Genomic DNA, 14,997 nt, shown 5'->3' on the forward strand with positions numbered 1-14,997 from the left:
CTGCCGCCCCAGCCGCATTTTTTTGAAGTTCATTTTATTAGCAATTTGCGTGATCGCACATCTGGGCGGATCGCGATCCGACAGGAGAAACCACTATGGCATCCTTGTGCAACTACATCGTCGTGAATGATGGCTCTTTTTCTGTAAACCCCGGTGAAAGCCAGACCTTCAGCGACCCAATCCCTTCCAACCTGATCATCGGAACCAACCGCGCGAAACCGATCCTCGCCTTCAAAGCCTGGGCAACGCCGTCCGGAGGGGCCTTTCAGATCGAGATAAACGATACCTTTATCTACGGCCCATCCATGTCGGGCGGCGACATTCGTGGATTATGGGAGACCTTCCCCGGAACTGTTCTGAACCCGGGGATCAATAACACCGTTCAGTTTCGCGCGACAGTGAACAAGATCTGGTTTGCGGATATCATTTTGTGGTTCCAGGTCGATATGTGACAACCCGCCTTTCCGAGCTGACCAATAAGGAACACTCTGGCACCGGATTGTGACGCAGCGAGACCCGGCATAAATCAGCACGCGGGCTGGCTGTCTGCTTGCGGTTGCGTTCGGCAGGACTATCATGCCCCAAACCCCATCCGGAGACTACACATGCCCCACTACACGCGACGCGCTCTACTTGTTGCATTACTCGGCGCACCTGCCCTGGCTGCCTGCGGTGGCCTGGATGGCAAGCAGAGCTCTCGCAATGCCCCTTTTGATCCGCCGCTATACCCCAACGAAACCCCTGAATTGCGCGCCTCAATCAACAAGTGGGCTGACCATTATGAATTGCCACGCGAGCTGTTGCACAAGCTCGCCATAAGGGAAAGCACGCACCGGCCATGGGCGGTCAACAACCCCTATTACGGGTTGCTGCAGATCCTACCCGCGACAGCGCGATCCATGGGGTACAAAGGCAACGCACAGGGTTTGTTGGATGCAGACACCAATCTGGAGTTCGCCGGAAAATACCTGCGTGGGGCGTGGCTCTTGTCAGATGGCGACCAGAAGCGGGCTATCTTCCTTTATGCCAAAGGTTACTACCCCGAGGCGAAGGCCGCCGGGATGCTGGTTGAAACTGGCCTAAGGTCAGAGTGACGTTGGGTAAGGATATAACTTGTCATTAGCGTAAAGGTTGCAATAATGACTTATGCAATCGCTAAGGTATTCTGTTGCCATAACCACGCATTATGCTTAAGCGATATGTATAATTAGCTTGCGTCAGGCACCACAGTTGACGCAACGTATTCGGTGAAATGGACAGACTTGGCATTTCTTTGGGGAAAGATTTGCCGCCGCAAAGGTTGGACAGGTGAAACTTATAGACTTGGCCGCGATCGACCACGAGGAAAAGTCGGCAGCCGACATAATTAATGCTGTCTGCGATGAATTGGGATTCGATTACGCATCTTACGCCACTTTTAACCCTGTAAAGGGTGATGTTCAGGGATATGCCAACTACCCGGACGAATGGAAGATTCACTATGGCAGCCAAGGTTTCCACCATTTCGATCCGACCTTGTATCAATCTGCGCTCAGCATCGCTCCGGTGGACTGGGGCAGATTTAATCACGACGAAAAGTTCCATTCGGTTTTTCGGGATGCGCATGATTTTGGCATTACTTCCCGTGGCTTAACCGTTCCGGTACGTGGCCCGTACGGGGAATGTGGCCTGCTGAATGTGACCCGAAATTGCTCGGATTCCGAGTGGGCAAAGCTGAAGAAACATGTGATGGGGGACCTGCAGATGGCCGCAGTTACAGCGCATGATACCGTGATGCAGTCTGGCCTGCTGGCCAAAGCACTGTATTTACCAGCCCTTTCGACGCGAGAGAAAGAGATCCTGCAGTGGGTTGCGGACGGAAAATCACAGCAAGACATCGGTGATATCCTGTCGATTTCCCACCGAACCGTCGAAGTTCATATGCGATCCGGGCGTGAAAAAATGGGCGCGTTGACAACACCGCAAGCCATTGGAAGAGCTATTGGATTGGGCCTAATTGCCCCAGGATAATCAAAAAAGATCAAAAAATACGGGAAACCCCCAATAGTCTTAGCTCAAATCTTAGTTAACGTCATCCTTACGGTAACCAGACTGTAGGGGGATGGAAATGATCATCGTAATTGATGGTATCAACCAGAATAAGTTTAAGCATGTCTTGGACGAGATGTACAAACTGCGCGCGCGCGTTTTTGGCGACCGCCTTGGTTGGGATGTAAATATCGTAGACGGGCGCGAACGCGACCATTTCGACGACCTTCATCCAGCACATGTAGTTAGCATCGACGACGAGGGGGACGTTGTCGGGTGCATGAGACTACTGCAAACGACCGGGCCACACATGCTGTCCGACGTTTTTCATTCAATCCTGGACGGCGAACCGCCGATCCGCAGCGCGCAGGTCTGGGAAGCAACCCGGTTTTGCGTCGACACCAAAAAGCTTGGGCGAGGACGTGGGGAAAACTCGGTATCCTATGTCACCAGCGAGATCATGATTGGCTCGTTCGAATATGCCAAGATGGCCGGCGTATTGGACTCGATTGCCGTGATTGACCCTGTGATGAACCGCGTCCTGCAACGATCCGGCAACGCGCCTTACGACTATCTTGGAACTGCCAAGCCAATGGGCAAGGTTGTGGCCATGGCCGCTCTTATGGACTGTTCGGATGAACGGATCGCCGGAATTCGGGATTACGCCGACATTGAACACGATGTCTTCCTGACCGAAGAACAGGCGCTGGAGTTGTTTGAGGGCGCAAAGGCCAAGCCAAGTGCCGCAAACTACGACCACCAGCCGCTGACTCAGTTGGAAAAGTACTTTGTCGAACAGATGAGTTCGGCAACATCGAAAACCGAAGTCGAGTCTGTACTGAAGCTGATCGAGGCGCTTTCAGACCGCTTTACGCCAGAGCAGAAGACCGCTCTGTTAAGAACCCCCCGTGCTTTTGCTCATGAGGCCTGACCCCCTCACCTCATAGGTTAAAGCCACCCAAGCGGAGCCGTCATTTTTCAGACGGCTCCGTATTTTTTATGCCCATGGGGATGGTTGAACGAGGATTACTCCTCGTCCAGTGCCTCAACGGCTTTCTGAAGATCGTCTTTGCTGACTTCTTTGTCCGCGACCTGAGCCAGTTCAAAGACGTAGTCGATGACTTTGTCTTCGAAGATCGGCGCGCGCAGCTGTTGCTGCATCTGAGCGTTCTGCTGCACGAACTCAAAGAACTGACGTTCCTGACCCGGGTACTGACGTGCCTGGTTCATGATCGCCTGGGTCATCTCAGAGTCGGTGACCTCAACCTCGGCCTTCTGGCCCAGTTCAGCCAACAGCAGGCCCAGACGCACGCGGCGTTCGGCCAGCTTGTTGTGCTCGTCTGTGGGCTCGATCTCAGCGTGGTCGTGACCTTCCACTTCCGGGTTTTCCTCGTGCCACAACTGATGTGCGATCTGCTTGGCTTCGGCTTCAACCAGCGACGGCGGCAGGTCGAAGGATACCTTCTCGTCCAGCGCGTCCAGCAGGCCACGCTTCATGACCGCGCGCGATGCACCGGAGTATTCCGCTTCCAAACGCTCGGCGATTTGACCTTTCAGCGCGGCCAGATCTTCTGCGCCAAACTTGGTTGCCAGCTCATCGTTTACTTCCGCAGCAACGGGTTCCTTCACCTCTTTGATGGTGCAAGTGAATACGGCGTCTTTGCCGGCCAGATGCTCTGCGCCGTATTCCTCGGGGAAGGAAACGTTGACGTCTTTGACTTCTTCGGCCTTCACTCCAACCAGCTGCTCTTCGAAGCCGGGGATGAAGCTGTTGGAACCCAGAACCAGCGGATAGTCTTCAGCCGAACCGCCTTCGAACTCTTCGCCGTCAACTTTGCCAACAAAGTCGATCACAACCTGATCGCCGTCCTTGGCTTTCGAACCCTTGCGGCGCGCTTTGAAGTCCTGCGCGGTTTCGGCCAGGCTGTTCAGCGCTTCTTCGATGGCTGCATCGTCCGCTTTGACAACCAGCTTTTCCAGCTCGACCGATTTCAGGTCAACTTCGGGGATCGCAGGCAGTGCCTCATAGGACATTGCGACCTCGACGTCGTCGCCTTCTTTCCAGTCTTCGTTGGTCATTTTGACCTCGGGCTGAAGCGCAGGGCGCTCGCCGCTGTCTTCAAAATGCTGGTTCATCGCACCATCGATGCTTTCCTGCATCGCTTCGCCCAACAGGCGCTGACCGAACTGCTTTTTCAGCAATGCCATCGGCACTTTGCCTTTGCGGAAACCCTTCATTTCGACTTCCGGCTGCGCTTCGACCAGTTTCTCGTTAACTTTGTCGTCCAGCTCGGCTGCGGATACGATGATATTGTAGCCGCGTTTCAGACCTTCGTTCAGCGTCTCGGTAACCTGCATTATGGTAGTCCCCATAGGATTCGGGGCGCGCAAAACGGCGCGCCGGGCAAATTTGACGCCTTCTATTTGCCCAGCCGCTTACGTGCAAGAGGCAATGGCCAGATCAGCCTTGTTTTGCCGCCGATTTGAACAAAAAAACGCCCCAGCCAAACTGGGGCGCCGTTAGTTTACGGGGAAACGTCGTCAGAACTTCCAGAGCGCACCCAGTACCCATGCTTCGTTCTTGTCAAAGTCGACCGTGTCGTCAAAATCATGGTTGCGGTATTTCAGGTAGGCATCCGTGTTGATCGCGTCGATCCGCTGAACAACGGCAATACCCCAGGACTTGGTGCTGGACCCCTGATTTTCGAAATCAGAACCGTCGAAATAGTCGATACCAACGCCGGTTTTACCCCAGGACACCCAATCCCCTTCATAAGCAAGCTTGGTGTACCAGTAATCCGGATCGCTCGCGCCGGTAGAGGTATCATCCCGCGTGCCGAGGGCTGCAGTAAAGCTGAACCCGCTGGGCAACAGGACGGACGCGGACCCGATGGTATCCTTGCGTTCGCCGGGTTGGCCGTCGAAATCCCTTACTGCGTAGGCAATGCTCGCTGCGAACTCTACACCGTTGGTGAAGGTGTTCCGGTACTTGACTGCGAGATCGTAATAATCGTCGTCGTCGCTGCTGGACAAGATGTTCTGACCATAAGCAATCGCCGCTGAGAAGCCGTTGAAATCGGGCGTGTCATACCGGACCCTGCCCCGACGCGCGCCATCAAAGTTGCTGGCCGAGTCGCCAACGGTGATGCCACTCAAGACACCGTCTGCTCCCCGGTAGAAAAACGCGCCGTTTTCATCGTTCGTAAAAGAATACAAAGCCGTCCCGACGTAGGACAAATCAGTCTCGGCGGCCCCGTCCGAGGCCATACTGCCCTGACCGGCAGAGAACTTGCCGTATCCACCCTTGAGCGAGAAATCGACGTGGCGGATATCTTCACGGCTCCAACCGTTGGTGTTGGTACCATCCTGGTTGGCTGTCCCGGTACTTGGCAGACCCAGACCGGTTTCGAACCGGAACATGAACTCATTGCTGCCATAGGGCTGCATGACGCGCAAACCTACGCGGCTGTTGGACAGGTCATTGTCCAGCAACCGGGTCTCGGTCTCCTGGCCGTCATCAACCGATACGATCACCGGATCGAGTTGACCGTACAGCACCACATAACCGCCGCTGTTATTCTCGTACTTTAGTTCAGCAGCGGCAGGGATCGCCGTGGTCATCGCCAGAACAGCGGCAACCGAGGGAAGTTTCAAATTCACTGTCATTTTATTCACCTTGAACGTTTCGTTTGTGGGAACCGCCAAAAGAAAAACCGATGTGACGGACCACTCCGCAAGGAACCGAGTTAGTCGCGTTTAGGATTTCTGCCTTACGGCTCAAATCGGCAGAAAGTAAATTTTAATCATATCAAAGATTTGGCTACCAAGGCTTCGTAGGCAGGAAAATCTGGGTACAAGTCTGCCACTCTGTCTGATGTCTTTCAAAAGGAATGACATGCACTGATGCGTATACGTGCGGCTATTTCTTGCCGAACGCTGAAAAAAGTGGCTAATTTCCGCCCATGCGTCATTTGGCCAGATGTTGAAAGACTGCAGGAAGTTGCTCGGGCAGGTCCTCGGCAATCAAGCCGGGGCCGAAATGGCGCGCACATTCCACATGCAGCCAGGCCGCCGTTTCCGCAGCCTGCATCGGAGCGAACCCACGCGCCAGCAACCCGGTGATAAACCCGGCAAGCACATCGCCAGAGCCAGCCGTCGCCAACCACGGTGCCGAACGCTCATAATGGGCCGAATTGATCGCGCAGCGCCCATCCGGCGCGGCAATCACCGTGTCCGACCCCTTGAACAGAACGACGCACCCTGCCCGCTTGGCCGCCTCACGCGTTGCGTCGACCTTGGAATAGGCCGGGCCTTTGGTTGGAACCGCCTTGAGCTTTTCAGATATGTCAGGGAACAGCCGTGCGAACTCTCCACCATGCGGTGTGAGAACGCAATTATCGTGCAATTGGTCAAACAGAGCCGCAGGGTCGTCTGCAAACGCGGTCAAAGCGTCGGCATCCAAAACCGTCGCCCGATTTGCCGCCAGAGCAACCGACACCAGATCCCGCGCACGCTCCAATCCCAGACCAGGTCCAAGACAAAGCGCATTCAACCGCTCATCGCTGAGAGCATCGGACAAACCGTCGCCACCCTCAACCCGTTGCAACATGATGGCCGTAACCTGTGCCGCAACCTCTGTCTGCGCCGCCGGCGGAACCCCCAATGTCACCAACCCGGCCCCAATCCGCAATGCACCGCGCGCTGCCAATCGCGCCGCGCCGGTCCTGCCCGAACCGCCTGATAAGATGAAGGCGTGGCCATGGGAATACTTGTGTTGCCATTTGAATTTGGGCATTCGATAGAGCGGCAAACCACCCCATGTTCGCTCGTCCTTCACGCGGCCAGGTGCCTCGGCAAGGGTTAGAAAAGCAGGTCGGCTCGCCCTGCGAAAAGGCTTGGGGCCTAATGTGAACGCACTGTCGTATGGTTCACCGTTAAAGCGGCAACGCTGCGTGGAAATACCGATGTCTTTAACAACGAGCTTGCCACACAAATCCGGCCCTTGCGCCAGAAAATGCCCGGGCTTTGGGCTATCGAAACACACGGTCAACCAAGCAAAACGGTCATGCAAAGCGCGCGCGCCGCCCGCAGTAGCAACCTTGTTTCGCATCTCTGCGGGCACACCGTCCAGAAACTCGCGAGGCCATAGGTTCAATGGCTCTTGATGCAACACCCGCCCGCTGTCCAAACACAAGCCGGATGGGGCATCTATGCTGACCAGGCGGTCGGTGTAATCGTCCCCATCCCTACCAGAAAGATGCCGAACGACCTTGAACAGTTCACCGTCCAAGCCGCGTTTCAGTCCCGTCCCAAACAGAGCGTCAACGTAAAGATCAGCAAAACCACCCTTGCGCATGTCCTTTTCAGTCAGCGGTACAACCTCCCCCAACTCCTGCCACCGGTCATAGTTCACTTGCGCATCTGCTGGCAGCTTGTCGGCGTCCCCATACAGAAAAACCTCGACTTCCCAGCCCCACTCTTTCAACAGGCGCGCAACGACGAACCCATCACCGCCATTGTTGCCGGGGCCACACAAAACCACAGCACGCCCCGAAGTTTTCGCCAACTCCGGCCATTCCTCAAAAATCGCCTCGACAACCCCGCGACCGGCGCGCTCCATCAGTTCCAGACCGGTCACCTGACCGGACTCAATCGCCGCTGTTTCAATTGCTCGCATCTGCGCCGCTGTCAGCAATTCCGTCATCTCAAATCCTCTGGCGATTCAGTTTCGCTTACTTTTTGTGCAAGTTGATCAAAAATTGACCCGACGCCCATTTTCTCAGCGCTCGGCTCGAGCCGGTATCGCAATCACATTGCCGCCCGAATTTAGACGTGGTCAGTGCCAAACTGACAAGAGTTAACAGGAGCCCGGAATGAAGAAGATCGAAGCGATCATCAAGCCGTTCAAACTCGATGAGGTTAAAGAGGCGCTGCAGGATGTCGGCGTCCAGGGTCTCAGCGTGATCGAGGTTAAGGGCTTTGGCCGTCAAAAGGGCCACACCGAACTGTATCGCGGCGCGGAATACGTCGTCGATTTCCTGCCCAAGGTGAAGGTCGAAGTCGTGCTGGACGATGATCAGGTTGACGCAGCCATCGACGCTATCGTCGCGGCAGCAAAGACCGACAAGATCGGCGACGGCAAGATCTTTGTCTCGCCCGTTGAACAAGCCATTCGCATCCGGACCGGGGAAACCGGCCCGGAAGCGCTGTAACAGAACAAACTCAAAGCAGAGGAATATTAAGTTATGAGCAAGGACGCAGTTCTTCAGCTGATCAAAGACGAGGACGCCGAGTACGTCGACGTTCGCTTCACTGATCCCCGCGGCAAGCTTCAGCACGTCACGCTGATGGCAGACCAGGTTGACGAGGACTTCCTGGAAGAAGGCTTCATGTTCGACGGTTCGTCCATCGCGGGCTGGAAGTCGATCGAAGCATCCGACATGAAACTGATGGTCGACACCAACAGCGCATATGTCGATCCGTTCTACGCGGAAAAAACCATCTGCGTACACTGTTCGGTTGTTGAGCCCGACACCGGCGAAGCCTATGAGCGTGACCCGCGCGGCACCGCTCAGAAGGCCGAAGCCTATCTGAAAGCATCAGGTATCGGTGATGTGGCCTATATGGGCCCTGAAGCGGAATTCTTCTTGTTCGACGACGTCCGTTTCTCCAACAGCATCAACAAGGTATCTTACGAAGTTGATGCGACCGACGCGTCGTGGAATACTGACACCGAATACGAGATGGGCAACATGGGCCATCGTCCGGGCGTCAAGGGCGGTTACTTCCCGGTCAACCCCATCGACGAAGCGCAGGACCTGCGTTCGGAAATGCTGTCGACCATGAAGCGTCTAGGCATGAAGGTCGACAAGCACCACCACGAAGTGGCGTCGTGTCAGCACGAGTTGGGTCTGATTTTTGACAGCCTGACCAAACAAGCCGACGAGTTGCAGAAGTACAAGTACATCATCCACAATGTCGCGCACGCCTACGGTAAATCGGCCACGTTCATGCCGAAACCGATCGCAGGTGACAACGGAACCGGCATGCACGTGAACATGTCGATCTGGAAAGACGGCAAGCCACTGTTCGCAGGCGACAAATACGCCGATCTGTCGGATGAAGCCCTGTACTTCATTGGTGGCATCCTGAAGCACGCCAAAACGCTGAACGCCTTCACCAACCCGGCGACCAACAGCTACAAGCGTCTGATCCCGGGCTTTGAGGCCCCAGTTCTGCGCGCCTATTCGGCCCGTAACCGTTCGGGTTGCGTCCGTATTCCGTGGACCGAAAGCCCGAAAGCCAAGCGCGTTGAGGCTCGTTTCCCCGATCCAGCGGCGAACCCCTACCTGGCATTTGCCGCTCTGCTGATGGCCGGTCTGGACGGCATCAAGAACAAGATCGATCCGGGCGAAGCCATGGACAAGAACCTGTACGATCTGCCTGCCGAAGAACTGGCCGATATCCCGACCGTCTGCGGCAGCTTGCGCGAAGCTCTGGAAGCTCTGGCATCGGATCACGACTTCCTGCTGCAGGGCGACGTGTTCACCAAGGACCAGATCGACGGCTACATCGCACTGAAGATGGAAGAAGTCGAAACCTACGAGCACACCCCGCACCCGGTTGAATACGGCATGTACTACAGCTGCTGATCCGATTTGCGGTTTAAAATTCAAGGGCGTCCACTCGGGCGCCCTTGTTTCGTTTGGTACGATCTCTCACACTCGACCCACCCGGTTAGGAGAGATCGCATGTCATCAGACGCCCCCTTTTCTCAATTCACAGACTTTGTGACTTCGAGCAATGAACTGGAGCGCATAACCGGAGCGCCCCTGCCCCAGGTCATCGCCAAAGAGCTGTCCGGGCTGGACCAGATGTGCCGCGACTTTATTGCTAAATCCACATTCTGCCTGATCGCATCAGCCAACCCAGGTGGTCATCTGGACATCTCGCCCCGAGGTGATCCAGAAGGGTTCGTAAATGTGTTATCCGACACACTGATCGCAATCCCTGATCGACCCGGCAACAAGCGCGTGGATACGTTCCACAATATTTTGCTGGACCCACGTGTCAGCCTGATATTCTTCGTGCCGGGCAAGATGGAAACTCTGCGCCTTCGTGGCACTGCCCGTTTATGCAAAGACCGCGACTTGCTGGATAGCATGGCAATAAACAACCGCTCGCCGAAACTGGCCTTGGTCATTCACGTCGAAACAGTGTTCGCACACTGCCCCAAATGTGTGATCCGCGCGAACTTGTGGCAACCGGAGGAATGGCCGGACTCCTCGGACCTGCCCAATATGAACGCGATGATGGTCAAACACGCCAAAATCGACAAAACACCCGATGAGTGGTTTGAAAGTCTGAAAGGCACCGGAGAGCTGGACCTGTACTAACGTCTTTTCGGACAGAGAAATGCAGCGTACTCTTTTCCTGACAATGCAATTTTCCGGGTTTCCCTGATGCTTCGCTTCGCTCTCTTGTTCGCCCTATCCCTTCCCGCCCATGCTTCCGCGGCACCTTGCGGCAACACCAGTAGCGGCTTTGAGACATGGAAGAAGGACTTTGCCAAACAGGCGAAACGCGCGGGCGTCAGAAAGAAAGGATTGCAGGCACTGGCCCAATCCCAATACGCCACGCGAACCATAGCCGCGGACCGCAATCAAAAGAGCTTTAAATACTCGTTAGACAAGTTCATGCGCGTCCGAGGGGCAGACACCATCGTGGCGCAAGGGCGCAAACGCAAAGCGCGCAACCCACAATTCTATGCGGCACTCGAACGTCAATACGGCGTACCGGCCGGGGTGCTGATCGCCATTCACGGCATGGAAACCGGGTTCGGAAACTTCATGGGGGACAGTCAGGTTGTTTCCGCAATCACAACACTGGCCTATGACTGCCGCAGGTCCGAATTTTTCATTCCTCACGCGATCGGGGCGCTGAAGCTGGTCGATCAAGGCAGCATTACGACAGCGACAAAAGGGGCAAAACATGGCGAACTTGGGCACACCCAGTTCCTACCGGGCAATGCCATGCAATACGGGGTTGATGCCACCGGCGACGGTCAGGTCGACTTTTACAATATGACCGATGCATTGGCCTCAACTGCCAATTTTCTGCGTAAGAAGGGCTGGAAACCCGGTCGGGGCTATCAACAGGGTCAGCCAAACTTTGCAGTCATTCAACAGTGGAATGCCGCCTCGGTTTACCAACAATCCATTGCAATAATGGCTGCCCGAATCGACGGTTGAAGCTGGCTTGGGATTCCGGCAGTTACACCCGATTTCGGCCACATTGTCGCCACAGACGCCAAAAGGCCCTTAAAATGCCTAGGTTTCCATAGCGTAATCAATCTGCCCGATTTCTCATTTTTTTCCATTTTTGCCCAAATCTGCCCCAGATCGCTTGCTAGATTGTTTCCAAACAAAGGATGCGACAAAGGACAGCGCAGTGACTCCGAAGCACAGCTATCACGGTGGTCTGCAATTCGACGGTAAGACCGAGGACGCGATCGAGCGGTTCAGCGACATCGTTGCCAAGACCCTTGCGGACTATGGTCACCTGGTCGAGCGCAAGTCTCTGCAGAACAGCACCGAAGCCAGCATTGTGTCCAGTCAGTATCTGGTGCGCCTGACGCTGGATACTAAGGTTGCCGAAACCGAAGACCGGTTCGAGCGCCTCAACCGCGCCGCAGGTCTGAAGACAATCCAGAGACCCATCGTCACCCTGCCGAATAACCGGCTGACGATCACTGTGACCCCGGTTTCCCCCCTATTGGATGACAGCGAAGTTTCCGAGCTGATGCTGGTCGTGATCCTTTACAGAATGGTTGACGTCTGCGCGACCCAGCGGGTCGAATGGCTGTCGCCCAACACCGTTCTGACCATCGAACAATTCATGAGCGCATTTGACACGCTGGCCCCAAGCAGGCCGCGTGACAGAAAACAGATTTTCGAGGCAGTGACAGGCCCGTTTGCCGGACTGAATGTTACTGACGCAGAAGACCTGGATGAGCCAGAAAAAAAGGCGCTGACCCCAGTAGCCCGGCCAATCCAGCTGTCAGATGAGCAGTTGCTCAGCATCGCTTTTCGGACAGAACCTATCGAGCAGCCTACCGATCGGGACGACACGCCCCCCCTCGTCCACGAGCAACCCAGCGATATCCTCCGACTGACCAGTTGGGGATTGACGGGTGCCGTGGCAAGCGTGTCCGTCCCGATTGCGGCCTCTTTGGCCGCTGTGAACCTGATAAGGGGCGAAGACTTCCGCCTGAACACTCAGGTGCTGGTGTATTCGATCGCGATCTCCGCTCTCAGCACAAGCGGGGCACTTGCGGGCGCTGCCAGCGCGCTGGGCATGTAGCCTGGTATGAAATGACCCTCCTTGGAGGCCCCGCCATCAGGCGGGGTTTTCCATGTTTGGCACCTGCTCTGCCGCCAGAACATATGTATGGATCGAAAAAACCACGGCCTGTGTCTTAGGTAGGCGCAGCAACGTCTGCCGCTCACTCCGCAGGAACCGGGCGTGTCCTGGCTCCTGTGGAGCCCGCCGGTCGTATGCACTGCGGGGTTGATGCAGCTCGGCGTCCTCATACCACAGCGCATTGAATCGCCACAGAGGGCGTCCCGGTTGTATCCCGTCAAACAAACGCTGAACTCGCCGGGCGATGTCGGCGTTGTAGCTGTCAACAGGCAGATGGATGTCGATCAGGGGCCGCATGAATTTCTCGGACAAGCGCCAACTGGCAGGAAAACACAGGATGGCTCCGGTCAGAACATGTTCATCCCCCTGCTTTTGCAGGATGCAGAAATCTTCCTGCACCAATCGGCACAGTGTATCCAATGGCTGATCCGGATCGATCGTAACATCTGTCCCGTCCGGGCGAGCGACGTGATCTGTGCACTCGGGATAAACTTGGTTCAGGACAAGATCCAACAACTCCTGCGCAGCGGGTTTAGCACCTGCATCCATCGCCAGCACATCCGACCGATGACTGACCAACAGGTCCTCGCGTCTTTGCATCTGGGCGGCAAACGCATCATCGTGGTGCAACCAGTTGTCCATGCTTGCTGGCTGAATGCCTGGCAATGAGCGCTTGTCCAGCGGGTCATACGGAGTTGAAGTCTGAAGAATGGTCGTCATGAATTTGACGTATCATCAGAATTTCCGCTTGTCGGTCAAAAAGCGACGAACGCACCGTCGCAAACCTTCAAGACGCCGAGAGATTGATTCTTCACGCTCAAAGAACAGGCAGGGAGACCCACCATGAACCGACACTACCGCGACAGCCGCAAGATCGACCCGACCAAAGGTGCGACCCTTGGTGATGGTACCCCGAATGAAAACGACCGGATTGAGATTGGCCCTACGCAGCTTGCGTTTTCAGAATGGGAAAAGACCGGCCTTGCCCTGCCCGATCTGGCCCGGATGCGCGAACACCGGTGGAAACGACTGACGCAAGCCATTGTCGATCGCGGTTATGGCGGGCTGCTGATGTTCGACCCGCTGAACATTCGTTATGCCACCGACAGCACCAACATGCAGCTGTGGAACACGCACAATCCGTTCCGCGCGGTGTTGCTGTGCGCTGACGGCTACATGGTGATTTGGGACTATAAGAACTCTCCGTTCCTTTCCACGTTCAACCCACTGGTGCGCGAGCAACGATCCGGCGCCGACCTGTTCTACTTTGACCGGGGCGACAAGGTAGATGTGGCAGCGGACGTGTTTTCAAACGAGGTGCGCGTCCTGATCGACGAACATGGTGGCGGCAACAAGCGCCTCGGCGTGGACAAGATCATGCTGCACGGCCTGCGCGCGCTTGAGGCGCAGGGGTTCGAAATAATGGAAGGCGAAGAGGCTACGGAAAAGACCCGCGCCATAAAAGGCCCGGACGAAATCCTAGCCATGCGCTGCGCCAATCACGCCTGCGAAACCGCTGTGGCGGAAATGGAGAAATTCGCGCGCGCCAATGTAGGTGACGGCAAGACATCCGAAGATGATATCTGGGCGGTGCTGCATGCCGAAAACATCCGGCGCGGTGGCGAATGGATCGAAACCCGCCTGCTGGCTTCGGGTCAGCGCACCAATCCTTGGTTTCAGGAATGCGGTCCCCGGATCACCCAACAGAATGAGATCATCGCCTTTGATACCGACCTGATCGGATCCTACGGCATCTGCATCGACATCTCGCGCACATGGTGGATCGGGGACGAAAAGCCCCGACCGGACATGGTGTACGCCATGCACCACGCGCATGAGCATATCATGACCAACATGGAGATGTTGAAGCCCGGTGTGATGATCCCTGAACTGACAGCCAATGCACACAAGTTGGACGACAAATTTCTGGCGCAGAAATACGGCTGCCTGATGCACGGCGTCGGCTTGTGCGATGAGTGGCCTCTGGTTGCTTATCCGGACAAGGCAGTGGCAGGCTCTTACGACTACGCGCTCGAACCCGGCATGGTCCTGTGTGTCGAGGCTGCCGTTGGAGAGGTCGGCGGAGATTTCTCGATCAAGCTGGAGGATCAGGTTCTGATCACCGAAGACGGATATGAGAACCTGACCACCTATCCCTTTGATTCACAGCTCATGGGCCTGAGCTAACGTTTCAGTTCGACCAATGTGACCGCCTGACATTTCCGTGCCAGTCTTCGGACACGGGATCAGCAACCTGCGCCTCAGTAGATGCCACCGGCGGCAGAGTTTGACCAAGCGCAAATCCGATCACGCCGGTCAGGGCAATCACGGCCAGTATATCCGGGCGTAGAACCACGCCCCTTGGATCCATTGCAGTATGTGCCATTTGAACCTCCTGGGCTGCACGTTTGCGATGGTCGTAAGATGGGGAGGTGACGTAAATTAGTAAAACGAATATTTTTTAGAATATACTTCACGAAATTTGATGCTTTAGGTTCACAGGGCGGACAAAGGATTGCGCTCAATCTGTTCGCTTCACTCACCTTC

Annotated in this window: 15 protein-coding genes; 10 read left to right on the forward strand and 5 right to left on the reverse strand. The window is 55.6% G+C overall.

What is annotated here, in order from left to right; genetic code table 11:
* Positions 1-95: 95 nt before the first annotated feature.
* From AC2FID_RS11980 to AC2FID_RS11995, 4 genes are all read left to right on the forward strand, one after another.
* On the forward strand, positions 96-452 hold the full coding sequence (locus tag AC2FID_RS11980; RefSeq protein ID WP_496766965.1) for a hypothetical protein: 357 nt from the start codon (positions 96-98) through the stop codon (positions 450-452).
* A 153-nt stretch (positions 453-605) separates the two neighbouring features.
* The gene (locus AC2FID_RS11985) at positions 606-1,094 is read left to right on the forward strand and encodes a transglycosylase SLT domain-containing protein (RefSeq protein WP_496766964.1); all 489 of its coding nucleotides are present in this window, start codon (positions 606-608) and stop codon (positions 1,092-1,094) included.
* Between the two features lie 214 nt (positions 1,095-1,308).
* The gene (locus AC2FID_RS11990; RefSeq protein WP_058274014.1) at positions 1,309-2,010 is read left to right on the forward strand and encodes a LuxR family transcriptional regulator; all 702 of its coding nucleotides are present in this window, start codon (positions 1,309-1,311) and stop codon (positions 2,008-2,010) included.
* A gap of 97 nt (positions 2,011-2,107) precedes the next feature.
* Entirely contained in the window at positions 2,108-2,959 is an 852-nt protein-coding gene (locus tag AC2FID_RS11995; RefSeq protein ID WP_282169337.1) for an acyl-homoserine-lactone synthase, read from the forward strand.
* A 95-nt stretch (positions 2,960-3,054) separates the two neighbouring features.
* Here AC2FID_RS11995 and tig read toward each other — a convergent pair whose 3' ends face one another.
* The 3 genes from tig to AC2FID_RS12010 all read right to left on the reverse strand — a co-directional run bounded on the left by tig (position 3,055) and on the right by AC2FID_RS12010 (position 7,732).
* Entirely contained in the window at positions 3,055-4,386 is a 1,332-nt protein-coding gene (gene tig, locus AC2FID_RS12000; protein ID WP_282151585.1) for a trigger factor, read from the reverse strand.
* A gap of 183 nt (positions 4,387-4,569) precedes the next feature.
* Positions 4,570-5,694 carry a porin gene (locus AC2FID_RS12005; RefSeq protein ID WP_496696825.1) on the reverse strand — a complete coding sequence of 375 codons (1,125 nt, stop codon included), beginning with the start codon at positions 5,692-5,694 and terminating at the stop codon, positions 4,570-4,572.
* A 301-nt stretch (positions 5,695-5,995) separates the two neighbouring features.
* The gene (locus AC2FID_RS12010) at positions 5,996-7,732 is read right to left on the reverse strand and encodes an NAD(P)H-hydrate dehydratase (RefSeq protein ID WP_496836980.1); all 1,737 of its coding nucleotides are present in this window, start codon (positions 7,730-7,732) and stop codon (positions 5,996-5,998) included.
* A 169-nt stretch (positions 7,733-7,901) separates the two neighbouring features.
* On the opposite strand from AC2FID_RS12010, the gene AC2FID_RS12015 reads away from it, so the two are divergent.
* The 5 genes from AC2FID_RS12015 to AC2FID_RS12035 all read left to right on the forward strand — a co-directional run bounded on the left by AC2FID_RS12015 (position 7,902) and on the right by AC2FID_RS12035 (position 12,390).
* Positions 7,902-8,240, forward strand: a complete 339-nt coding sequence (locus AC2FID_RS12015) for a P-II family nitrogen regulator (protein WP_058274017.1) — start codon at positions 7,902-7,904, stop codon at positions 8,238-8,240.
* A gap of 33 nt (positions 8,241-8,273) precedes the next feature.
* The gene (glnA, locus tag AC2FID_RS12020) at positions 8,274-9,680 is read left to right on the forward strand and encodes a type I glutamate--ammonia ligase (protein ID WP_058277498.1); all 1,407 of its coding nucleotides are present in this window, start codon (positions 8,274-8,276) and stop codon (positions 9,678-9,680) included.
* 99 nt (positions 9,681-9,779) lie between these two features.
* Complete coding sequence (locus AC2FID_RS12025) at positions 9,780-10,424, forward strand: MSMEG_1061 family FMN-dependent PPOX-type flavoprotein (protein WP_496836982.1); 645 nt, start codon at positions 9,780-9,782, stop codon at positions 10,422-10,424.
* Between the two features lie 66 nt (positions 10,425-10,490).
* Complete coding sequence (locus tag AC2FID_RS12030; protein ID WP_496836984.1) at positions 10,491-11,279, forward strand: lytic murein transglycosylase; 789 nt, start codon at positions 10,491-10,493, stop codon at positions 11,277-11,279.
* Positions 11,280-11,478: 199 nt separating this feature from the next.
* Positions 11,479-12,390, forward strand: a complete 912-nt coding sequence (locus tag AC2FID_RS12035; RefSeq protein ID WP_282169331.1) for a hypothetical protein — start codon at positions 11,479-11,481, stop codon at positions 12,388-12,390.
* A 36-nt stretch (positions 12,391-12,426) separates the two neighbouring features.
* Here the strand turns inward: AC2FID_RS12035 and AC2FID_RS12040 are convergent, their stop codons facing one another.
* Positions 12,427-13,170: a heme-dependent oxidative N-demethylase family protein gene (locus AC2FID_RS12040; RefSeq protein ID WP_496754455.1), complete on the reverse strand. Its 744-nt coding sequence runs from the start codon at positions 13,168-13,170 to the stop codon at positions 12,427-12,429.
* A gap of 123 nt (positions 13,171-13,293) precedes the next feature.
* Here AC2FID_RS12040 and dddP point away from each other — a divergent pair, with 123 nt between their 5' ends.
* A complete protein-coding gene (dddP, locus tag AC2FID_RS12045) occupies positions 13,294-14,637 on the forward strand; it encodes a dimethylsulfonioproprionate lyase DddP (protein WP_496836986.1) in 1,344 nt (447 codons plus the stop codon).
* Positions 14,638-14,641: 4 nt separating this feature from the next.
* On the opposite strand, the gene AC2FID_RS12050 is transcribed toward dddP, so the two are convergent.
* Complete coding sequence (locus AC2FID_RS12050) at positions 14,642-14,836, reverse strand: hypothetical protein (protein ID WP_109311422.1); 195 nt, start codon at positions 14,834-14,836, stop codon at positions 14,642-14,644.
* Positions 14,837-14,997: the final 161 nt, after the last annotated feature.

It is taken from the genome of Ruegeria sp. CDSC068 (assembly GCF_059610545.1).